The sequence below is a fragment of the Wolbachia endosymbiont (group B) of Chesias legatella genome, from assembly GCF_964026945.1.
Lineage (GTDB): Bacteria > Pseudomonadota > Alphaproteobacteria > Rickettsiales > Anaplasmataceae > Wolbachia.
In genome coordinates, this window is the sequence record NZ_OZ034711.1 from 616,360 (window position 1) to 640,247 (window position 23,888).

Consider the following 23,888-nt stretch of genomic DNA (forward strand, 5'->3'; position numbering starts at 1 on the left):
TGGTGAGTAACAATGGAGTATGTAGATAGGTTAAAAGTTGCTTATGACTGCAAATTTGAGCTAATTTTACTATAGATTAAAATAGTTAAGACCTATATTTGATATCACTATTATTAAGAGCGTGATGGATTATGCTTTAAAGGAGTACGGAAACTGCTGAAGTTTTTACAGCAAACCTGTATGGAGCAACTTCAGCAGAATAAACAAACACATGCCAGTATTAGTAGAGAATTATTTATAAGTCAATTAACTTTTTCAAAAAATATTTTAGTGAAGATACCATGCTAGCTAGTGTTATAAACAATTCAATTGTTTACTCCTTCAAAAAAGATCGTATATTTTTGAGAACAAGTTGCGTAAAAATAAGGTTATAAAAATAGAAGATTTAAATTATTTCCATAAGCTTAGGCAAAACAGTTCGTATGTATATATGGATAAAATGGGCTAATATGGCTAGTTTTAGCGTATAGCAAAGTCAGAATACAAAAAAGTTCGTATGTATCGCGCGGTAGACCAATCTACCCCAAAACGAACGATTCTCACCGCCTGTGGTTTTGGTTGCTGAAAATGGTTAATTCAATTGATATATTAAGTAATATATTTTGCTAAATTAATATTATCTTGCTTGCAGAAGGATTAACGAACTTATAACAAAAACAAAATTTAAAATAAACAAGAGTTCATGTATGGAGCTCGTTATCAAAAATTATTCCAAATCTAAAAAATCTTCTAAAATAATGGTTGACAAATTTTAAGGGTGGGGTAACTTTAACTATTATGACACACGAATCAAGAAATAAGTAGTACATAGGGCAAGTAGTGCAGGCGTTTGTGCTTGTTCGCCATATAAGGGCTAGAGGAATAATGTTTTATAGGTATTGAATTGTAAAATATCTGCATGTAGGTTTTGGGTAAATAAAGATAAAGCAGCAGAACCATTGTCACAACGTCATCCTAGATTCGCAGTACGATCGAGCAACTGATTTATAAGTAAAGCTATGTTAAATAGTAATATGTCTGATTTACCTGTTTGTAAACAAACTACAAGAGTTTGTGAAACAGTGGGTGATGGTAACTGTTTTTTTCATGCAGTGTTTGGTGACTATACACCTGATGGGTATCGGGCTGAAAGAGCGCAAGATATGAGAATGGAATGGCATAGATTTCTTAATCAATTTACGTGTTTAAACGATGAAAGCATGCCTGCTGATTTAAAGAGTCAGTTGTACTCAGTTCTAACTACCTTTTTAGGTGAACCAGAAAAGTTAGGTAGTAACTCTCATAAAATAAAGGATTTCGCTAAAGAAGTAAATGATAAGGTTGATAAAGCTTCTAATGACATTCGAGAATTAAGAGAAGCAATTGCAGCAAAGTTTCGTGAGGATGACGAATTTGCAAAGATAATATATTCAGTAATAACTGATGTGTATAATACCAGATCTTTAGGAAATAAGAAAGTTTCTCTTACTATCTCAGATTTACGTAAAGAAGAAAACAAGAATAAACTACTTGCTCCTATCGAGGAAGACACTTTCCCCTATTTATCATGTTACATTCCTGGTCTTCATATTAGAGACTATGACGTTAGATACAATCCTAAATTCATAAGCGACACGTTTATTGAAAGTGAATCCTTATATCAAGCCTATCTAGAAGAAATACAAAGTCAAAGTTATTTTATTTTCATTGAAGAAGTTCCTATTTTAGCTTCCCTATCTAATACTAGAATTATCGTCAATATTGAAGGTAATTCTGAGCAAAATGTACATGATTTTAAACCAGACTCAAGAATGATAAATACTAAGTATGTAAGGGTAGATAAATTATGGGGTAGTAAAGAGCAAGAAACAATATTTTTATCAGCAGGGCATTTCTCTAGACTCGTGCTCTAGGTCCAGAACAAATAGCAGGTGATTTAGCAGGTCCAAGCTGTGCAAAACAAGGATCTTCTACTGATATAAGTAGTTCTAAAAATGAAACACAAAAGCAGTCATCAATATTAAAAGGGCCTCCTGTTACAAAGAATCAAAAAAAGGCGGGACCTGCTTCAGGTATATGTCTTCTGAGTAAAGATTTTCAAGAGAACTTGACAGGTAATAATTGTCGATCTTTTCTTGAAAATTACGTTATCTCGGATCTTGGAAAGCATATCTATAAATGGACTGAAAGTAATGATATAATTTTTGGAGTTGAAGGTTGTGAAATCTTACGAGCGCAATTAAACAAGTTCAAGAAGAATAGAGATAAGAAATTAATATACATTCTTAATCAAAATTCTAACCACTGGGTAACATTGGTTGCTATCCGTGATAATAGGAAGGAAGATATTTTTTTCTATTCAGATTCTCTTGGAGAAGGTATCGAAACGTGTCTTGTAAGTGCTACTGGTAGATGTAATGTCGGTCGTAATATGAAGAATAAAGCTTCTTCTGTTAAACGGACTTGCTTAGATGAGTTTTTAGAAAGCAATGGATACTCGAAGAATAATATTTACAATGTATCTTGCAAACAGCAGCAGGACGGTCATAATTGTGGAGTATTTGCTTTGGAAAATGCGAAAGAGATTTTAAATGTAATAGGGGGTGGAAACTATGATCACGTTAAGGTAAAGGAGAGCTTAAAAAGCTTAAAAAAAGATCCTGTCTCTTTAAGAAAGGGTTTTGCTGAAGGTCTTAAAGAAACTTTAAATTCTGAGTCTACGGTAGCTAAGAAATCAGAGAGAAGTGTTAATAAGCCAAAAAAAGCTTGCAAATTAAAAAGTGGTGTTATTACTAAAAATGCTTCCGGTAATGATGATTCTTTTTTTTACTTTTTAAGAACAAAAGAAGAGAAAGCGATGTTTGACTTCTTGTCTAAAAATCAATATATAAGCGGTATACAGTCTATTATTCGTGGATCGGGATGTAAGTCTGAAGAAGCATTCAAGGCAGCATATAATACTTTCTTTGATTCGAACGGAAAAAAAACAGATGAGCTACAACATGTATTAGGTATTGGGTTCACTATGGATCATGTATTCTCCATTATGACTAATTCGGGAGTGAGGGTGGGGAAGTTATTCAATGAATTTCATAATGCTGTGTGCACTAAAGAAGGAGAAAAAACACCAGAACTAGAGCATATCTTGAGTACTGGACTGACTCTGTGTGATGTAAAAAATATTATGAGAGGAGTAAGAGGAAAGGCTGCAGAAATGTTTAGGAAGTTTTATGATGTATTTTTTTTTGAAGGAAAGCCCAAAGCGATACTAATCCGTCTGTCAGCAAGTGTTATGAGTATGCAAGACTTGGTCACTATTCTGGGTATGAGAGGGATCGTGCATGTGGAAGTATTGGAGAAGTTGATAAATAAGTTTTTTGATAGCGAGGGGAAAGCAAAACAGGAACTAGAGCATATGTTAAATGCTAGGTGCACTATGCATGATATATCTTACATTTTAAGTGGGTCAGGAAGGCATACTCTAAAAGTATTCAATGACTTGCATAATATTTGGTTTGATAAGGAAGGAAGAAAAAAAAAGGAGCTGTCTTGCATGTTAAACTTTGGGTTTGATTGGAAGAGTATCTCTCGTGCTTTGGGTAAATCAGGAGACAAGTCTCCAGAAATGTTTAATCAACTTCATAGTATATTTTTTTCGAAAGATGGATCGGAAAAGTTAAGGCTCATGTTAGATAATGGATTGACTGTCTCTCATATCCTATCCATTGTAAATAAATCAAAATTAAATTTTTCAAAAGCATTCGACTCGTTCTATAAAGTATTATTTGATGAAAAAAAAGAAAGAACAAAAGAATTCAACGATTACTTAGAATACGGTTTTACTTTAACTAGAATATTCAACGTTATATCTATTTCATCAGCAAAGATTGCAGATGTATTTAAGGATTTCCATGATGCTTTGTTTTTTATCGTAAATCAAGAAAGCAGGATATCCTATATATCGCGCAGATGTCTGAATAGTGAGAAGGTGTCCTCCTTAATGATTGGAGCGGGATCAAAGGCTCCAGGAGCATTCGAGAAATTGTATGATGCCTTATTTGATAATAGAGGACAGCCATCATCAGAACTACAGGATATACTAAGAGCTGGATTATCTTTGACTGTTGTGTTCAGCATCTTAAGTGGATCGGGAGCACAGGTTGTAGAAACATTCAAGAAATTGCATGGTATTTTATTTAAGTCGGATGGAGAGAAAACAAATGAGCTAAATCATATGATAGATAGCGGGATATATTTGCCTGGTATAGCCAGCGTTTTGCATGGATCAGGATCAAAGGCTCCAAAAGCATTCAAGAATTTGCATGATGTTTTATTTAAGTCGGATGGAGGGAAAACAGATGAGCTAAGTCATATAATAGATAGCGGGATACATTTTTCTAGTATAACCAGTATCCTAAGTGGATCAGGAGCAAAGGCTGCAGAGGCATTCAAGAATTTGCATGATGTTTTATTTGAGTCGGATGGACAACAAACAGATGAGCTAAGTCGTATGTTAAATTGCGGGGTGAGATTTTTTTGCATATCCAACGTTTTGAGTGGAGCGGGATTAAAGGCTGCAGAAGCATTCAAGAATTTGCATGATACTTTATTTGATAAGGAAGGAAAGGCCACAAATATTCTATCAAGTATTACAAATAGCGGTCTCAAGTTATCTTTCGTGTTTAGCTTGATAACTAAAGCAAAGGCAGCGGCTGCAGATGAATTAAAGAATTTACATAAGATCTTTTTTGATAATAAAAGCGAAAAAATACAGAATATGTTAAGTGGAGGTATAGATTTTGCCAATGTGTCCAGTATTTTAAGTGGATCAGGAACAAAGGCTTCAGAAACATTCAAGAATTTGTATGATATTTTGTTTAAGTCGGACGGAGAGAAAACAGATAAGCTAAATCATATAATAGATAGCGGTATAGATTTTGCCAATTTATCCAGTATTTTAAGTGGATCAGGAGTAAAGGCTCCAAAAGCATTCAACGATTTGTATGGTGTTTTGTTTGATTTGGACGACAATCAACAATGCAGGCTGGATTATATATTACGAAGCGGGATTAGGTTTTCTAGCATATCTGGTATTTTATGCGGATCAGGAGCAAAGGCTGCAGAAGCATTCAAGAATTTGTATGATGTTTTGTTTGATGGTTCGGGAAGAAAAAAAACAGAGTTAGAGCATATGCTAAACGAAAGTATAGATTTTGTCAACGTGTCCAATATTTTAAGTAGATCAGGAGCAAAGGCTGCAGAAGCATTCAAGAAATTGCATGATGTTTTATTTGAGTCGAACGGAAATCAAAAAAGTAGACTAAAGTGTATATTAAATAGCGAGATAAATTTTTCTAGCATATCCCATATTTTAAGTGGATCAGGAACAAAGGCTGCAGAAGCATTCAAGAATTTGTATGATGTTTTGTTTGATGGTTCGGGAAGAAAAAAAACAGAGTTAGAGAATATGCTAAACAAAGGTATAAGTTTTGTCAACGTATCCAATATTTTAAATGGATCAGGAACAAAGGCTGCAGAAGCATTCAGGAATTTGTACGGTGTTTTGTTTAAGTCAGATGGGAGGAAAACAGATGAGCTAATTGATATGACAGATAGGGGTATAGATTTTGCCAGCCTTTCCAATATTATATCTTCGGCGGGAGCTGGGATTGGAGAAGTATTCTATGAGCTCTACTATGCATTTGATTTGAAGGGAAAAGAAACAGGTAAGCTAAGTCGTATATTAGATATCGGTATAGATTTTGTGAGCATTTCGACTATTATGGCTAGGTTAGGACCACGTGCTCCAGAAGTATTTAATAGGTTGTATGATGCTTTGTTTTCTTTGGATAAAAGTCAACGATGCAAGATAGAGTATATGCTAAAAAGAAAAGTGAACTTTTCTAGCATATCTTGTATTTTAAAAAGGACAGGAGTAGAGGCTCCAAAAGCATTCAATGGGTTGTATGATGCTTTGTTTGATTTGGACCACAATCAACGGTGCAAGCTAGATTATATATTACAAAGCAGGGTTAGTTTTTCTAGCATATCTTCTATTTTAAAAAATGCAGGAGAAAGGGCTCCAAAAGCATTCAATGGGTTGTATGATGCTTTGTTTGATTTTAATGGAAGAGAAACAGATAAGCTAACGAATGTATTAAGTAGCGGGATAGCTTTTTCTAGCATATCTGGTATTTTATGCGGATCAGGAATAAAGGCTCCAGAAGCATTCAAGAATTTGTATAGTGTTTTGTTTGATTCGAGCGGAAATCAAAAAAGTAGGCTAGAGTGTATATTAAATAGCAGGGTAGATTTTTCTAGCATATCCCATATTTTGACCGAGACAGGAGCAAATGCTCCAGAGGCATTCAAGAATTTGTATGATGTTTTGTTTGATAGCTCGGGAAGAGAAAGACCAGAGTTAGAGCGTATATTAAACATAGGTATAAATTTTTCCAGCCTTTCCCATATTATAGGGGTGCGAGCAAATGCTCCAGAGGCATTCAAGAATTTGTATGATGTTTTGTTTGATAGTTCGGGAAGAGAAAGACCAGAGTTAGAGCGTATATTAAACATTGGTGTAGATTTTACCAATGTGTCCAGTATTTTAAGTAGATCAGGAACAAAGGCTGCAGAAGCATTCAAGAAATTATGTAATGTTTTGTTTGATTTGGACGACAATCAACTATGCAAGCTGGATTATATATTACAAAGCGGGATAGCTTTTTCTAGCATATCTAGTATTTTAAGTGGATCAGGAACAAAGGCTGCAGAAGCATTTAAAGATTTTTATGATGCTTTATTTGATGAGGAGGGAGGGAAAACAGATGAGCTAAGTCATATAATAGATAGCGATATAGATTTTGCCAGTTTGTCCAGTATTTTAAGTGGAGCGGGATTAAAGGCTGCAGAAGCATTCAAGAATTTGTATGGTGTTTTGTTTAAGTCAGATGGAGGGAAAACAGATGAGCTAAGTCATATAATAGATAGCGGTATAGGCTTTGCCAATGTGTTCAGTATTTTAAGAAGATCGGGAACAAAGGCTGCAGAAGCATTTAAGAATTTGTATGGTGTTTTGTTTAAGTCAGATGGAGGGAAAACAGATGAGCTAAGTCATATAATAGATAGCGGTATAGATTTTGCCAGTTTGTCCAGTATTTTAAGTGGATCAGGAGCAAAGGCTGCAGAGGCATTCAAGAAATTATATGATGTTTTGTTTGATTCGAGCGGAAATCAAAAGTGTATATTTGATCAAGAGTTAAATGTAACTCATTTTTTCAATATTTTAGCCTGTTCTGGAGAAAAGGCTCCAGAAATTCTCAAGGATTTTTATGATGCTTTTTCTGATAATAAAGTGGACCTAGAAGCGGATTTACAATGTATGTTAAGCAACCAAATGGCTCCGGACAATATATCCGATATTTTATATGGATCAGGATTGAATGCTAAAAGTTGTTTTAAGGACTTGCGGTATGTTCTTTTTGATAGTAATGGAGCTGTGGTGCAAGATCTGGACGATATGTTAAAAAATGAAATAACTATATGTGATCTATCCAATATATTAAGTAAAACAGGAATAAAGGCTCCAGAAGTATTCAAGAGATTTTATCATGTTTTGTTTGATGATAAAAGAAAGCCGAAACGAGAGCTAAAGGATATGTTGTTTCACAAGATAAGTCTTGGGGATATATTCAACATTTTGGGTGGAGAAGGAGAAGTTTCTCCAGAAGCATTCAGGAAATTGCACGGTGTTTTGTTTAAGTCAGATGGGAGGAAAACAGATGAGCTAAGTCATATAATAGATAGCGGTATAGATTTTGCCAGTGTATCCAGTATTTTAAGTGGATCAGGAGCAAAGGCTGCAGAAGCATTTAAAGATTTTTATGATGCTTTATTTGATAAGGAGGGAGGTAAAAAACCAAATCTAGAACGTATATTGAATGAAAAAATAAGTTTTGTTGAAATATCTCGTGTCTTGTATGGAACAGGAGCGAAAGCTAAAGAGCGTTTTAATCAGTTATGTGGTTTTTGGTTTGATTTTGAGGGAGAAGAAGTGAGCGATGTTTATATAGCTTCTATCTTTAATCTTAAGGTGCTCAAAAACAATTCAGTATTTGGTCTTCCTGAAAATATTGCTCAAATCTGTGTCTGCTTATCAACATGGTCATCAGAGATGCTAATGGGTAAGAATGTCCAATCCCTCAGTGATAAGCTTATAAAAAATGTAAAAAAAATCTCCGCGCAGTTTAAGTTTCAGGATATTGCTCCTATCTATAATGCGATAACAAAATTATATGAAAGTAAACAACGATCAGCTAGTTTTTCTCATGCTAATTTTGATAACAGTATTTACAATGATTGTGTTTCTGATCTTGCAGCTCGTGCTATTGCCATCGCTCCTGTAAAACATAATATACGATACATTATGAATACAGTCTTTAGCTTATCTAGATTGACCCATGCAGGTTTAGTGATAGATGAAGACCTATTATGTGAGTTAATTCGTTCTTTGACAAAAGGCCTTGGTGATTGTCGATTAGATAGTAGCTATTCCGATGAAAATTACTTATGTATTCGTGTTCTTGTTAATTCTTTATGTACACTTGTTTATCTCATTTATCAAAACGGAGAAAGAGATGCTATTATTAATAAGGAGCTTGCTCAAGGTATGCTAAGAATGGTTTCTAATTTAAATAGTCTTCAGAAGGATGTTAAATCTTCTACTGAGATATTGTCTATATTAGGTAGAGTATCTAAACTGACGAAAGACAAAGTAGAGATAAAATTCTTCCAAAGGACTATTGGTAGGGTATTATACAGACTACACTTTATTGGTGAGCATCGAAATGATGATTTAGAAAAAAAAGCTCTTTCCGTCGTTCATGAGTTGTCAGATGAATTAAAAAATTTACTACATTCAGATTGGTACCTGGACTATCTTTTAGGCAAAACAAGAGTGGAAGGTCATTTGAAGCGCACGAAAGGAGAATCTCCAATCACTAGTGATAATATACTTATTGATGAGGACCAACCAGAAAAGTATACGTTAAAACAAATTAAGGAACAAGGCAAAATTAAGTACAAGGCAGGTATTGAAGATCAAATTAAGTATAATTACCGTGCATTGGGCTTAAATTCTGACTTTAATGTAGAGAAAAATGATTCTAGTATTATACTTGCAAAAATTGCCTGCTTAGAAGAAGAAACGGTTTATGGGTTGTTTTTGAATACCCAAGAAAGAATATCTCCTAAAGCTTTCTTGGGAACGGGTAATAGGGAAATGAACGAGTGTACTCTGGAACGTTATTCACAAATATCTACAAATTCAGAGAAAGAAAGAAACTGGGTAAGTTACTTAAATCATGCATCGATAGGCACCAGTAATGTTGTTGCCACTTTAAATAGGATTCAAAGACATGCCTGTTTCATCTTGAGTACAAGTAGAGAAATTTTGCCTGGTCATCAACTGCTTTTTAATTATAAGCAAGATTGTTCTCGTAAATTAGATTCTACTCCTATCTACCTGCATTACACTGATAATTACAAGTCACCTTCACAACGTTATAATAGCGCAAAAGATTTTTATTATGATTATGTTTTCTCTTTAGAGAAAGAGATTGCTAGAGGTTTAGGGTACCGCGGGCAAAAGTATTTTGTGGTAACTAAATTATTCAAAGAAATATACGATAATAGTCTTTCGCAGGCAGGTTGTGCGCCAGACACTATAGCTGCATTGTCAGAAGGATCGAATATGCCGATCTATGCGGTAACTTTGAAAAATAAGAAATGGAATTTTGATAAATATAGCGAACAACAACAGATAGTTCCTTTAATGCTTGCATGTTATTTGGGACAGGAGGATATCATAAAAGTGTTATTGGAAAGAGATTACGTTGATGTTACTCGTCGTTCATTACATGATGGATATAATGCATTGACTTTTACAGTCATCAGTAGAAGAACTGATTCAGAAACAAAAAAAAGGATCCTTGGTCGTTTGATTGAGAAGATAAGTACAATAGATAAGATGCATGACAATGCAAAGCAGGTAGTGATGTTTGTATCTGAGGTGCTATGTTCTACCGATTCCCTTGGTTACAACCTATTTGATCACCTGATGAGTGCGGGTGAGTATTTGTTGTATCAAGAATTTTACAAAAAACTTTCTCCGCAATCGCAGAGGAAAGTTGCAAGAAAGTTTATAATTGAAAGAGGAATATTCAATGTTGTATTTAGCTTGGGTGATTTAGAATATATTAAAATAGTAAACTTATTGCTAAAAAAAGTTTCAGTCAAAATGATAAAAGAATGTTTAGAAAATCATGAAAAAAGAGGTGTTGATTGTAATGAGGAACTTGCAGACTTACTATCTAATAACAGAGATATGAGGTTGAGTAACTTTGGCAAGCTTACAAGTCTTAGTGAACCTATAAAGCGGAAGATATTTAGTTTTTTAGTAGGAGAGGAGCCGCCTCAGGAGGGAGTCAGTCCTAATGTAGCAGGAGAGCTGCCTCAGGAAGGAGCCCGTCCTACTAGGAAGAGAGCCTGTCCTAATGTGGCAGGAGAGCCACCTCAGGAGGGAGTCGGTTCTAGTATAGCAGGAGAGGAGCTGCTTCAGGAAGGAGCCTGTCCTAATGTGGCAGGAGAGCCACCTCAGGAGGGAGTCGGTTCTAATATAGCAGGAGAGGAGCTGCCTCAGGAAGGAGCCCGTACTAGTAAGGAAGGAGAAGTAGATTTATTAGTTAATCTAGCTAATTGGGATGCAGATATTAATGAATACTATAAAATATCAGACAAATGTAAAGGTAAAATTTTTAAATCTTTAGTAGATCAAAAGGATTCAAATTATGTGAATTTCAATATAGATTTTATAAAAAAAACAATAAGGACTATAAGATTGAGTAAATCTAGTCTATCTCCTTGTAATAAAGAAAAGTTATTAAAGTGTTTTTTATGGGATGTATTAAGGTTTAATCATAAAAATGAGCTCAAAAATGAGCTCAAAGAAGTGTTTTCTTTAGCTCTCGATCTGGGTTGTGATGTAAAAAAGATCCTTAGTGATTTGTCATATCATTCTGTTAGATGTGCTATCTATTCTGGTAATATTTATTTTGTAGAATTCATATTAAACAAAATAGGTCAAGATTTTGATAAAGAAAAGATGAAGGATGCTATCTTATATGCTACACTTTTGGCTGTGTTGAATGGTGATTTAAAAATTCTATTGTTTCTACTGAATAATGTGAAAGAAGGAGAAAAAATGTATTTTTTAAGTGAAATCATAAAAACTACTATTTACTTGCATAGTAAAACCTATATGTATGAAGAATTAGATAGTACAGAAGTTTTTTGCCATTTTGCTAATATTATCACTTATGATGATAGGGAAGCTATATTTAAATCTGTCAATGCTTCTTATAAAGTAAATTTAGAGCTTTTGAAGGAGAAGCTGGTAGTATCTTCTGTGAGAGAAGATGCCTCTATTAGTACAGAGGAGCCACTTCAGGAGGGAGCCTGTCCTAATGTGGCAGGAGAGCCACCTCAGGAGGGAGTCGGTTCTAGTATAGCAGGAGAGGAGCTGCTTCAGGAAGGAGCCTGTCCTAATGTGGCAGGAGAGCCACCTCAGGAGGGAGCCTCTCCTAATGTGGCAGGAGAGAAGCCACCTCGGAAGGGAGAAGTACGACTACGTGAGTGTTCTACTTTTGAACAAAAATTGAGAAAGTTACAGGCTTTTCCGAGGGATTCTCTTCCTCCATCAAGCGCTCTAGATGATTTATCACTTCGAAAGATAAAAAGAAGAGAGAGTGATATTTTGATGTAGCTCTCTATGAACTAATCGACTTCTTGGAGTATGTTTTTGAACTGATTAGAGAAGAAAATGATATGAATTGTTATTGCTTGGTTAGAAGGATGAGAAGGTATAATAACTCCTCAGAGTGGATAGGTGGTAGGTTGAACATTTTTGTGAGAACCTTTCTGCTTTTTGCGGTATGGAGGAAAAAGACCTCATAAGGGAGGTTAGTTGCCTCTGTCACCGAAAATCATCGTGCGGCCTATAAAATTTAGTGACTACGTATAGGAGAATGGACCAACTGGTAATATTCTACTCTGATATGTTGGGGTATTCAATAAGAAGAAATTTGTGCGTTATATAGGTGTTGATTTACATACTAATAACCCCAGTTATGGATTAGAAAGTAGAATTAATAAAAAGAGGAATAGGGTAAACTCAAGTATTTTAGCAATAATTAAGAGATTACCCATGAAGAAAGATATTACAGAACTTTACTGTTTCATAGAAGATTTTTGTCGCATTGCTGATGAAAAACTTTCAGAAAAGCTTCTATCAAGTGGCAAAAAAACAACAAGAATACCTAAAATTACCGTGCCAGAAATACTTATACCAAAATCCATTACTGAGCGAACAAATAAGAAACATTACAAACTCGTTTAATAGTAGTGCTGGAAATATTAACAATAAAATTACACAAAACATCTTCAAACCCCAACTATGGATTAAATAAAGAGATAAAAGTGCAGCTAAGAAGAGGAAAACAGGGTAAGCTCGAGTATTTTAGCAATAATTAAGAGGTTGCCCACGAAGAAAGATATTACAGAACTTTACTGTTGCGTCGAGGATTTTTGTCGCACAGTCGATGATAATTTTGCTAATATGCTCCTATCAAAAGGCAGAAAACCCACTAGAATACCAGGAATTAACACTTCGGAAATTCTCACCATAATTCTATTATATCATCAATCCCCTTGCAAAAGTTTCAAAGCTTTTTACCTACTTTATCTGCCACTTTATAAATCTGAGTTTTCTAAATTGCCAACATATGACCGATTTATCGCTCTTAAATCACGGGTTTTATGGTATTTAGCATTACTTTTGCAATGGTTCTGCAAACAAGCAAAAATGACAGGTATTTCCTACATAGACACTTCTATAATCGCTGTTTGCCACAAAAAAAGAATCTCCAAGAACAAAGTTTTGATGGTTTGGCAGAAATTAGTAAAAGCACATACGGCTGGTTTTTTGGCTTTAAATTGCACTTGGTAATTAATGAAATTGGAGAAATTCAAGCACTTACTCTAACCAAAGGTAACGTTGATGACAGAAAACCTGTGCCAACTATAACTAAAAGATTGACCGGACTTTTGTTTGGCGATAAGGGCTATATAAAGAAAGAGCTCTTTGAGAAACTCTTTGATAGAGGCCTAAAACTCGTCACTAAAGTAAAAAAAGGTATAAAAAACGTACTCATTTCATTTAAAGAGAAGATTTTACTAAGGAAAAGATCGATTGTTGAGACTGTTTTCGACTCCTTGAAAAACAAATTTGAGATTGAGCACACAAGACACAGATCGCTAACAAATTTCCTAATTCATGTTTTTTCTGTTCTGATTTCCTATTCCATGCAGTCGAAAAAGCCCTCTATTTCTATGCCTTTCTTTGCTGGTTAATCCATAGTTGGGGTTATAAGATATAAAATAGCACAAAAAATAAGAAGCTGGAGGTTAAAACAAAAGTATACCCTAAAAGATTTAGTAGATAAAACCAGCATAAAATATCATACCTTTTTAAGATATGAGCAAGGAACATGTGGCATTCCAACTAAAAAATTAAAAGTCATAGCGGACGCATTATCAGTTCATGTTGGCAGCTTATTTCCTAGACAAAAAGTACTGAGAGAAAATTGTTCTTTTAACAAAGAATGGATGATAGCAAAAATAAAGGGACAAGAGTCATGCAAGTTGATTCGGGACTTGACTGGGTTTATTCAAGCTGAAGAGGATGTAATAGTTTAGACTTAATCTGACAAGCATAAATTAACTGACAGAAGAATCGACGAAGTCAAAACGGGGATGTTCAAAAAAGTGTGTCAAACCGAATTTTTAGTTCGACTCAATTTTTAATCTACTAGGGAAAAAAATATCGAGTTGAGATATAGATAATGCCCAATCATGTACAGGCATCGTCCATTTTTCCTCCACCTTTCTTATAGCACAATATACCAGCTTGTACAAGGCATTTATGCTGGTGAATGCGCCCTTGGTCTTGGTAAATTTCCTAATTTGCCTGTGTAGCCCCTCGATGGGATTAGTGGTATAAATTAGCCTTCTAACAGGACCTGAATACTTGAAGTAACCGGATAAACTTTCCCAATTGTTCTGCCAAGATTTCACAACTAATGGATACTTTTCGCCCCATTTTTCCTCTAGCTCAAGCAAATAATTTTCTGCAATTTCTTTACTTGTAGCACGGTATATTTTTTTCAAATCATTCATGAAAACTTTTACATCTTTGCTCGATACGTATTTCAGAGAGTTCCTTATTTGATGCACTACACATAGCTGTACTTCCACATTAGGAAATACGCTATTTATAGCTGCAGGAAAGCTTTTTAGGCCATCGACACAAGCTATCAAAATGTCTTCTATTCCTCTCTCTTTCAAGTCATTTAATACGCCTAACCAGAAGCTAGCTCCCTCGCTTTCTGCTAAGTAAAAACCCAGTACTTCTTTTCTGCCATTTTGGTCTATTCCTAATATGTTATACATGCACTTACTTACACAGCGACCGTCTTCTTTTACCTTAAAGAACATCCCATCCATAAATACTATTGGATACACTGATTGCAGTGGACGACTACGCCATTCATTGATTATAGGTAGTAATTTATCTGTAATTCCAGATATCTCTGCTGCAGATATTTTATGGTCATAAATTTCTTCCACATATGATGATATATCTCTGTATCCCACACCACTTGCAAACATGTTCAAGACCTTTGTTTCAAGTTCTGGATGTAGGCTTGTTTGCCTTTTTTTCACTATCTGTGGTTCAAAACTTCCCTCTCTGTCTCTTGGTGTCAATAGTTCAAATGAACCTGCACTTGTCTTCAAAGTTTTTCCATTCCTTCCGTTTCTACGATTGTTTTCTTCGCTTTCAGTAGATAAATGATGTTCTATTTCACCCTCCAAGCTTGCTTCAAGTAGCCTTTTTACAAATGGCGTTAATGCACCGTCTTTTCCCATTAATGGTCTACCTTCTCGTATAGACGACAAGATATTTGTTTCTAATTCTTTATAATCTACCAAACCAGTAGTTCTATTTGCTTGACTCATGTCAAACCTCCATTTTTATCTCAATTATATTTTATTTCTCGGTTTGACACACTTTTTTGAACATCCCCTTTTTCCTTGAGTTGTAAAATTTCAGAATGAGAGAGACCGGTAATTTGAGCGATAACATCTATAGAGACACCGGCCTTGAGTGAGTTTTTTGCAACTTCAATTTTACCTTCAATTTTACCTTTTTCATGGCCGATTTGAATGCCTTCTTGTCTACCTTCTTGTCTACCTTCATGTTTAGCATCATCGAGTTTTTGAGCAAGGACAGCCTGTTCATCACGAATGCGCTTGATCTCTTGTTCATAAGCAATAAATTCTTTTTCTGACCAGTTGAACCTATTGAGTTCTTCATATGCTCTTTTAATTATTAGATCACTTCCTATTATTCTCTCTAGCTCTTCTTCACTAGTTTCATCTGCATATCTAAAGAAGTAGACCCATTTTTCAACTATACTTGAAAGCTGATCTTCTTTGGTTTTTGGAAATTTAGGCAACTCAATAAATATAAAGTAAAAATCTTTTAGATCATGTTCATTAGTATCTTCATCGCGAATAGTATGCTTTGATTTGTACTCAGACTTATCAGGAAATAAAATACAATCTGCTATAGCAATAAAGATAATTTCCTTAAGGTCATGATATTGATCACCTTTGTCAGCCTGTCTTGAATAAGCTTTAGCGGCATAGTATTGGGCACGTTTTTCAAAGCCCTTAGTTTTAGCGACCTGGTCAGGTAAGGAAGCAGTATTACTACTACCCCCTCCCTTAGAAACGCAGCATGCAGGTTTCCCCACACTACGCTTGAGCCCCTTATCTAAGTTCTTCTTTTCTAGAACCGGCTTGTCCTTCATGATTCCTCAGGAAACATCATTCTTAATGGTGACACCAACAGTAGAGAACCTTCTCTTGAAAAGGAGCTTGCTAACATTCTTGTTCGTTTCACTCTCTCATCAAAATACTTTTTCCATTTTAAGTCAAGGGGATTTGCATCCGCTCTGATTTTAACATGTCGTCTGATAGGTATATCAATCAGCTTAAGCAGTCTTAAATACCGTATCTCTTTTGGTTTGTTCTTGCATATGGGTGCAGCAAAAACCCATTGGCGTTGACCCATTACTTTGAAGTAACGATTCTTTATCCAACGTAATCCTTTACGAGGATGTCTTTTCTTTGCCCATTTCCATAAACTATGCCAAATTTCATTGTCGATCTTTCTAAACGCTTTTTTAGCACACACATGGTGATAGTAATTTCCCCATCCTCTCAGTAGAGAGTTGAGTGACTTAATTACTATAGCCTGAGTGTTCGCTATATTTGCTTTTATCAATGTACGTGCTTTATTAAGAAGTCTTTTAATACTTTCTTTCGAAGGTTTAATAATTAACTTCTTATTATATCTACGTACATTACAACCAAGAAAGTCAAACCCTGTTGTAATAGATGTAATCTTTGTCTTCTCTTCTGACAGAATTAAACCTCGCTCATGAAGAAAAGATGATACTAAAGGCTTAACTTCCTTTTCCAGTACTTCATGTGTGAAACCTGAAATAATAAAGTCGTCTGCGTACCTGATTACATTCACTCCACTTCTGATTTTTCCTCTTCTTTTGCTACCTAATTTACCAAAGCGACTTTCTAATAACTGTTCAAGACCATCTAAGGTAAAGTTAGCTAGTATTGGAGAAATTATACTTCCTTGCGGAGTGCCAGCAGTTGTGGGATACAGAGTTTTCGATTCTAGGAAACCAGCTTTTAACCATCTATGAAGAATTTTCTTTTCCATAGGAATATGCTTCATAAGCCATTCATGGTTAATGTTGTCAAAGCACCCTTTGATATCACCTTCTAGTATCCATTGTGGTCGATTGCGTCTTGCCAGTAATAAGTGACAAGCAGCAATAGCATCCGCGCAGGATCTTTTAGGTCTAAAGCCATAGGAGTGACGATCACTGATCGTTTCAGCTATCGGTTCCAGAGCAAACAGATATAATGCTTGCATCGCTCTATCTTTTATCGTGGGTATACCGAGAGGCCTTCTTTTGCCATTAGATTTACTGATATAAATTCGTTTGAGCGGAGAAGGTTTATATCCTCTTTGTTTTAACAGCTTTATTCCTTGAAATTTAGCATTGCAAGTTGACCATAGTTGACGATCTACACCTGCTGTGGTTTTTCCTTGGTTTTCAGTTACTCTCTTAACAGCCAAAGCTTTTCCGCTAAAAGAGCGTGTGAGAAGATGTTGTAAAGCTTTTACCTTACCCCATCTTCCTTCTTGGACAGCCTTAACAATACGTCTTTGTAGCCTCACAATAACTTTCTGGCATTTCTTCCATGGCAATTGCTTCCATGCTTCAAAGCTTTCGGTAGATGCACTTACAGGTTTACTTGTAATCATCTGCTTTCCTACCTTAAGTGGTTAACAAAGTTTCTTGTCACGAGGGACCAAATGGAAGTCTGCTCGTTTTCACGCGAATTAATGTTACAAATTCTATCCATTTCGTTACAAAATGGCATTCGCTTTCTCCATTCTCCTTTACCTGCACTTCCATCAGCATTCCTTGCGGTTTGCTTGCCATGTAGGCGAAAATACAGGCTTACCCTGTTTCTCCAGTCATACAACAGTGGGTTAGGTGGCTTCTCTATACCGGTGGAGTTATTATTTGCGTACATCTAGAAATGAAAAATGTAACTTATCCACATTACCTTTTGGTCAGAGCTTATCAGCATCTTTAGCTCTTTCATCGTATCGGTACTTATAAAGCTTCACTTACGTTCACCATACCACTAGCCTAGCCCTCCAACCACATGATGCTTGCAGTTTATGCCCCTCTCACGATTGAGCATCTTCTTTTTCAAGAGGAGGTTCATTGTCCGCATCGCTTGGCACCAACCGGTTGCCCGATTCGCACTGATGCGTAGACTCAGACGGCAAAACATCTGGTTTAATAAGTTTTAGAATCCTTTCAGTTTCTTTCTGAATGAATTCCTCTCCTTTTAAACAATATGACCGAAGACTTTCAGGTCGCACCATCTCTATAATATATCTTGAACCTTGAGAGTCTCTACAAAGAACATCGACAATACTTTGCTTTTTAGCGGCAATCTCAGGATCCAAGATGGTAGCTAAGAATTCAACATCGTGAATAGCAGCTAAGCCAGTAAAGCCTAAAATATCGTTCAAGAAATGAATGAGAATATCTTTATTCTTTTCGGTGCCAAATATTCTTTTGAAGGCATAATCGTTGCGTGCGTCAAGAAACTTCGAAAGAGCCATGAGAAAGTAAGATAAAAAGCATTCATAATTATACACAATTTTGAAGAAATGTTCAACAATCTTGATTTATGTTAACCTGTATAATATTTATTTCTGTATGGCAAAGTATACTACTGTTTCCATAAGGTACCAAATAGCACAAAAAGTAAGGAGCTGGAGGTTAAAGAGAAAATATACTCTGAAAGACTTAGTAGACAAAGCAAGCATAAACTACCACACGCTGCTAAGATATGAACAAGGAACATGTGGCATTCCAATTGAAAAGTTAAAAATATTAGCAGAGTCATTATCAATTCCTATTAGAAATCTCTTTCCTGGGCGAAGAGTACTAAAAGAAAGCAGTTGTTTTGACAAAGCTAAAACCCAGGAAATGTATAATTTCATAGAAAAAGCAGGAGGACACAAAGCAATTTATACATTAACCAAATCTGTCCAAGCTGAGGAAGAAAGTAATATAAAAGCAGCAAGAACAAGAATTGCAAGGAATCTAGTTAAGGCAGGGTTTAATACTGAGGTTATCTATCGAGCAACGGGCTTATCAATTGAAGAATATGCTGATAAAGAGAGATACGAGCCAAACGGAGGACAAGAGATAAAAAAGTGGAGAATAATCAGAGGATATACTCAAGAAGAATTGGCAAAAAAGCTTAATGTGGGACCTTCGCAAATACATCATTATGAACAAGGTAGCGTTACTCTTTTAAGTGAAAGGTTGTGGGAGATAGCAAGAGAATTATCAGTGAATGCTGAAGATCTGATAAAGGAGTACAAAGAAAATGATTGCGAAGGAGAAAGTGAATTATTAAGTTTGGCAAGAGAATATAGAAGAATTGATAATCAAGAATCACGAGATGAACTGAATATATGGGTAGAATTTTTATTGCAAAGAAAGCAAATTTACAAAGAGAAGATTGATAAAATAGAGGAAATGAAAGTTACAAATAATTTACTTCAGTTAGGTTTTTCTACTGATGTTATTTCTGAAATAATTGATTAATAACAATTTTTTTTACATGAAGAATTAATTTTCAATTAGATAAATAAGCATCTATTAATATCTTTACTTTTTGATGAAAAAATAAGTAAAAAAGATTGAAAAATTGATTTGACTTCACTCGGAAGCTATGGCTCTATGCCAATGCTGATAAAGCAGTAAATATTAAAAAAAAGTTTGTTGTTAGTGAAGGGTAAATTATATGAATAATAATAAGAATAAAGAAGAAATCGAATTCAGAATATTAGAAAGCAAAGGCAAAGCACTACTTGATCGTGAAATAATGGAAACATTTTTAAGTGCAGTACATGAAAGGCCACAAGCTCAAGAAATTGCTAAAAATCTGGTGAATACTTATGCAGGAGTAGGAAGGATTTTAGGTCGAGAAATGGATGACCTGAAAGTCATAGAAGGAGTAACTGATTCTGCAGTAGCAATGATTATGTGCGTTAAGGAAACACTAGAAAGGGTACTGAGAGAAAAGCTCAAGGGAGAACCAATCATGGACTTACAAGGGCTAGTAGAATACTTGAACGTAAGTATAGGTCATGCAGAGAGGGAATGTGTAAAAATACTGTACTTGAATAAAAGGCGCCAACTAATCGGAGAAGAATCCTATATTGGTGAAATGGAAAAAGCACCAGTATACATAAAGGAAATTATAAGAAAAGCATTAATAAAGAATGCAACATTAGTAATAATGTCACACAACCATCCTGGGGGAAGTTTAGAACCTTCAGAAGAAGATCAAGCAGTAACAAAGAGCTTAGCAGCAGCATGTAGTACTGTAAGCATAAAATTGTTTGACCATATTATCATCACAAGTGGAGGCTATTTCAGCTTTCGAGAAAACGGATTGTTATAGTAGAAAGTATTTGTAAATCTACTCACTATAATTTATAATGAGTAGTAGAGTGTATAACAACTATACACTTAAAAAGTATATTTAATAGCGGAGGCTAATATGGGTAATAAGATAATTGTACCTTTTAATGATAAAAAGGGAGGTACTTACGAATTAAACATTGATCTTGATAAATTATCAAAAGGTGAGATGTTAAATGCTATTGTAGGAATTGGTCGTACTAGCCAGCAGCCTACTTTTGTAAGCAAAATTAATAAGGCTAAAAAACCTGGAGAAGTGCCCTCCTCTAATAGAGACGTTCAAATCAACTATGGAAAAGGGCTTGATTATATATATGGTACAAAACCTTTAAACGATCAAGCAGAATATTTAAATCCATTTACTTCAGCTTTGAAAAAAATAAAGCCAAATGCAAGCGAAAGTGAAAAGTTAAGCTGGTTTAAGAGTTCTGTAGTAGAGGCAAAAAGCGTAAATGAATTGCATAAAGCCATAGACCAAGTATTAGCATCTGGAGGAAGGCTAAATGCATGTAATGATGGGGAATGGAGCTTTGCTGAGTATGTAATATTGGGCACACATTTTCATAAATTTGATAAGGCTGATCGTAAAAAGCTAATACGTAAATTAATGCTAAACGGTGCAGAGTTTCATGATACTTTATTGGAGAATAAATTGATAGGTGAAATCTATAATGAGCTACAACCAGAAGTTCAGCCACAGATAGATAGGCAGCTAGAAGAACTAGAGAAGGCTGGCGAAAGTGCTGTTCAAGAAGGAGAATTAATAGATATCGAGATAGACAATACAACATCGTATATAGAATTTTCTGATAATAGCAAGGTAGAGGTAGCAAAAATACTGAGAGAGTTAGGAAGTAATATTTTAAAAATTGGTAATAATGCAGTTGAGGTTAAAAGTGAGAAGGGAGGTATAAGAAACTATACCGATATGTCAGATGGAAGCTCTATTGTATTAGAATTTCCTACAAGCGCTGGCAAGCTAAATATCATATTGTACCAAGATGCAAATCAGGTGCAAGTGAGAATAGCAAATAAGGAAATGTGGGCTGAGTTAGAAAAAAGAGGCGAAGAAATAGGAAAAAATTGTCTTTTTGCTGGAATAACGGTTAAAGAAGCAGTAGAAAAAGGTAGTTTCACTAGATGTGGCATATGGAGTGAAAAGTATGCTATAAAAGAGATTAGCAATGATGAAGTATTGTCTTCATGGGTAAATAGGGTATGTGGAGGTAGTAAAGAAACCTTTAGGGAACTTTAATGCGTCTACAGCAAACTTTAAGGTTCCAGAGGTTTTTTCTACCGTTATATCTGAGCTATAGTAGAAAATATTATATATATGGTTTTTTGCGTGGAAAAAAGTCTAGACTGTGAGGTAGGGCAAAAAGTAAAAAATTGGAGGTTAGAGCGAGGGTACACTCAGAAAGATTTAGCAGAGAAAATTGGTGTAAAGTACTGGGTAATACTGCAATATGAAAAAGGGAACCGTAGAATTTCAATCGAAAGGCTGTACGCTATAGCAGATGCATTGTCAGTAAGTATTACCGATCTCATTCCTGCATCAAAGGAGAAAATCGGCTTTAAAAATGAGGAAGGAGAAATATTAAATCTAGTAAGAGAATATAAAAAGATTAACGATCAGGAGTTACGTAAGATGTTTTGTTTGCTAACCAAATTTGTCCAAGTTAGTGAGAAAAGTAGTAGAAAATCGGAAAAAATAAAAATTGCAAAGAGTCTGGTTAAAGCAGGAGTTTCTGTTGATATTGTTGCAAAAACAATTGGTCTGTCTGCTGATGAATGTGTTGAAGAAAAAGTTGGTTCTATCTACTACCAAATAGGCAAAAAGATAAAGGAATGGAGACTAGTGAGAGAGTATACTCAAAAGGATTTAGCGGAGAAAATGAGTACAACACGTGACGAAATAAGCAACTATGAACAAGGACGCGTAGCTACTCCACTGGGAAAATTATATGAGATAGCAGAAACATTATCGATTAGTATTACAGATCTACTAACAGAGGAAGATGAAGGTAGTAAAGTGGAAAATGAGCTACCGAATTTGATTAAAGAATACAAAGAAATTGAGAGCCAAGAACTACGTCATGCACTAATAAAATCTTTGTTTGAAGGGATACGTATTTGTGAGGAGAAAGTGAGAGAGATAGAAAGGATTAAAGTTGCAAAGGATCTAGTAAAAGGGGGAATTTCTATTGATACTATTTTGCAAGCGGTAGGTTTATCTATTGATATGGTTTTAGATGGATAGCTCGTAAAAAAATTATAGCAATAAAGTTTTTTTCTTAAATGGAGGATAAATGTTTGTTTCTGCAAGCAATGTTAGTTACGGAATAGGGCAAAGAATAGAAAATTGTAGGTTAATGCGAGGGCATACTCAAATAGGATTAGTAAGTCAAATAGGTTTAACATACCAAGAAGTAAACAGCTATGAAGATGGGTATATTCCTATTCCAATTGAAGTACTATATATAATAGCAAGAGTATTATCAGTTGACGTTGTAGATTTATTACCTGAACCAGTAATAGTAAGGGAAGACAGCTATGAAGACGAGGAAATACTCTATCTAACGAAAATATACGAGAATCAAAAGTTAGGCAAAATAGTACCTTCATTAGTCAGGTTTGTTCATATTAGCGAAAAAATTAATCAAGAAGAGGCAAGGTTGGAAATAGCAAAAAATCTAGTGAAAGAAGGGGTTTCAGTTGACATAATTTCCCAAGCAACCGGCTTATCTATTTACGAGTATGATAATACAGAGAAAGAAGTCTGCACTGATTCTATATACTACAGAATAGGGCAAAGAATAAGAGAATGGAGATTGATAAAAAGGTATACTCAGAAAGATTTAGCAAACAAAGTTGGTTTAACACTCAAGGAAATACACGAGTATGAAATAGGATACACTGCCATATCATTTGACAAATTATATCAAATAGCAGAAGGATTATCAGTGAATATTAAAGTTCTGCTGCCTAAAACAAATGAAGATAGTGAACTACTTAATTTACTAAGAAAAACTGAAGAGCAAGAATTAGTGAAGAAATTTTTATCTAGGGATATGAAGAATAGCAAAGAGAAAGTTAAAAAAACAGAAAAGATCAAGGTTGCGAAAAATCTAGTGAAGGCGGGTGTTTCTACTGATGTTATTTTGCGAGCAAGTGGCCTAACTGCCGATGAGTGTGAAAATTGAATTGTGTTTAAGATACAAGTAAAAATAGTCAATATATTAACCATTATAAATCCTTGTTTAGCTAACTCAACTGAAGCATTTTCATAAAGTTTTGCTGCTAATTCGTGTTGTTTGATAAACTTCAAATTTAATGCTTTTAAAATTGATGCTGAAAACACATATTGCTAATGCTAGCAGAGGAGCTAGTTGGTAAAATCGCCACAGCCGTCAGTACTCCCGATTACTTTTCCTGATAATGTGAGAGTATTCGCAAGTATTATCATATATTACAAAAAAATCAGTTAGCATTTCTGTTTATTAAAATTATGCAATAAAGCTGCATTTTATATAACACTTCTCAAATTATTTCTACTAAATATTTATGAATATGGTTAAACAGTAGATAAAAGAAACCTTTTCTATTATTGATCTTTTG

General features: G+C 34.9%; 13 protein-coding genes and 1 pseudogene. 10 read left to right on the forward strand and 4 right to left on the reverse strand.

Translation table 11 applies throughout. From position 1 onward, the window contains the following. Positions 1-998 precede the first annotated feature (998 nt). From AAGD65_RS02860 to AAGD65_RS06980, 5 genes are all read left to right on the forward strand, one after another. Positions 999-1,892 (forward strand): hypothetical protein, encoded by an 894-nt coding sequence (locus tag AAGD65_RS02860; protein WP_341811010.1) that lies wholly within the window; start codon positions 999-1,001, stop codon positions 1,890-1,892. A 194-nt stretch (positions 1,893-2,086) separates the two neighbouring features. Further along, on the forward strand, positions 2,087-11,800 hold the full coding sequence (locus AAGD65_RS02865) for an SET domain-containing protein-lysine N-methyltransferase (RefSeq protein WP_341811011.1): 9,714 nt from the start codon (positions 2,087-2,089) through the stop codon (positions 11,798-11,800). 321 nt (positions 11,801-12,121) lie between these two features. Next, positions 12,122-12,433 (forward strand): hypothetical protein, encoded by a 312-nt coding sequence (locus AAGD65_RS06975; RefSeq protein ID WP_410530298.1) that lies wholly within the window; start codon positions 12,122-12,124, stop codon positions 12,431-12,433. 419 nt (positions 12,434-12,852) lie between these two features. After that, entirely contained in the window at positions 12,853-13,446 is a 594-nt protein-coding gene (locus tag AAGD65_RS02875; RefSeq protein WP_341811012.1) for an IS982 family transposase, read from the forward strand. A gap of 99 nt (positions 13,447-13,545) precedes the next feature. Next, positions 13,546-13,791 (forward strand): hypothetical protein, encoded by a 246-nt coding sequence (locus AAGD65_RS06980; RefSeq protein ID WP_410542123.1) that lies wholly within the window; start codon positions 13,546-13,548, stop codon positions 13,789-13,791. A gap of 87 nt (positions 13,792-13,878) precedes the next feature. Here the strand turns inward: AAGD65_RS06980 and AAGD65_RS02880 are convergent, their stop codons facing one another. The 4 genes and pseudogenes from AAGD65_RS02880 to AAGD65_RS02895 all read right to left on the reverse strand — a co-directional run. Further along, positions 13,879-15,111 carry an IS256 family transposase gene (locus AAGD65_RS02880; protein WP_341811013.1) on the reverse strand — a complete coding sequence of 411 codons (1,233 nt, stop codon included), beginning with the start codon at positions 15,109-15,111 and terminating at the stop codon, positions 13,879-13,881. A 20-nt stretch (positions 15,112-15,131) separates the two neighbouring features. After that, the gene (locus AAGD65_RS02885; protein ID WP_341811014.1) at positions 15,132-15,968 is read right to left on the reverse strand and encodes an Rpn family recombination-promoting nuclease/putative transposase; all 837 of its coding nucleotides are present in this window, start codon (positions 15,966-15,968) and stop codon (positions 15,132-15,134) included. Further along, entirely contained in the window at positions 15,965-17,512 is a 1,548-nt protein-coding gene (gene ltrA, locus AAGD65_RS02890) for a group II intron reverse transcriptase/maturase (protein ID WP_019236826.1), read from the reverse strand. The genes AAGD65_RS02885 and ltrA overlap by 4 nt, the downstream gene beginning before the upstream one ends. A gap of 633 nt (positions 17,513-18,145) precedes the next feature. Further along, positions 18,146-18,391, reverse strand: a pseudogene (locus AAGD65_RS02895) (PD-(D/E)XK nuclease family transposase); the annotation flags it as partial. A gap of 97 nt (positions 18,392-18,488) precedes the next feature. Here AAGD65_RS02895 and AAGD65_RS02900 point away from each other — a divergent pair. From AAGD65_RS02900 to AAGD65_RS02920, 5 genes are all read left to right on the forward strand, one after another. Beyond that, entirely contained in the window at positions 18,489-19,388 is a 900-nt protein-coding gene (locus tag AAGD65_RS02900) for a helix-turn-helix domain-containing protein (RefSeq protein ID WP_264376257.1), read from the forward strand. 199 nt (positions 19,389-19,587) lie between these two features. Continuing rightward, a complete protein-coding gene (locus tag AAGD65_RS02905) occupies positions 19,588-20,250 on the forward strand; it encodes a RadC family protein (protein WP_264376256.1) in 663 nt (220 codons plus the stop codon). Positions 20,251-20,349: 99 nt separating this feature from the next. Further along, positions 20,350-21,525, forward strand: coding sequence for a hypothetical protein (locus AAGD65_RS02910; RefSeq protein ID WP_264376255.1), 1,176 nt, complete (start codon positions 20,350-20,352; stop codon positions 21,523-21,525). Between the two features lie 78 nt (positions 21,526-21,603). After that, entirely contained in the window at positions 21,604-22,530 is a 927-nt protein-coding gene (locus tag AAGD65_RS02915; protein ID WP_264376254.1) for a helix-turn-helix domain-containing protein, read from the forward strand. A gap of 49 nt (positions 22,531-22,579) precedes the next feature. Beyond that, positions 22,580-23,473, forward strand: coding sequence for a transcriptional regulator (locus AAGD65_RS02920; protein ID WP_262986400.1), 894 nt, complete (start codon positions 22,580-22,582; stop codon positions 23,471-23,473). The last annotated feature ends 415 nt before the right edge of the window (positions 23,474-23,888 follow it).

Bases quoted from the DNA above. Each gene is read 5' to 3' on its own strand.
- AAGD65_RS02915 (WP_264376254.1), top strand. From the start codon at position 21,604: ATGGTTTTTTGCGTGGAAAAAAGTCTAGACTGTGAGGTAGGGCAAAAA.
- AAGD65_RS02860 (WP_341811010.1), top strand. From the start codon at position 999: ATGTTAAATAGTAATATGTCTGATTTACCTGTTTGTAAACAAACTACA.
- AAGD65_RS02905 (WP_264376256.1), top strand. From the start codon at position 19,588: ATGAATAATAATAAGAATAAAGAAGAAATCGAATTCAGAATATTAGAA.
- AAGD65_RS02900 (WP_264376257.1), top strand. From the start codon at position 18,489: ATGGCAAAGTATACTACTGTTTCCATAAGGTACCAAATAGCACAAAAA.
- ltrA (WP_019236826.1), bottom strand. From the start codon at position 17,512: ATGATTACAAGTAAACCTGTAAGTGCATCTACCGAAAGCTTTGAAGCA.
- AAGD65_RS02920 (WP_262986400.1), top strand. From the start codon at position 22,580: ATGTTTGTTTCTGCAAGCAATGTTAGTTACGGAATAGGGCAAAGAATA.
- AAGD65_RS02875 (WP_341811012.1), top strand. From the start codon at position 12,853: ATGGTATTTAGCATTACTTTTGCAATGGTTCTGCAAACAAGCAAAAAT.
- AAGD65_RS02910 (WP_264376255.1), top strand. From the start codon at position 20,350: ATGGGTAATAAGATAATTGTACCTTTTAATGATAAAAAGGGAGGTACT.
- AAGD65_RS02880 (WP_341811013.1), bottom strand. From the start codon at position 15,111: ATGAGTCAAGCAAATAGAACTACTGGTTTGGTAGATTATAAAGAATTA.
- AAGD65_RS02885 (WP_341811014.1), bottom strand. From the start codon at position 15,968: ATGAAGGACAAGCCGGTTCTAGAAAAGAAGAACTTAGATAAGGGGCTC.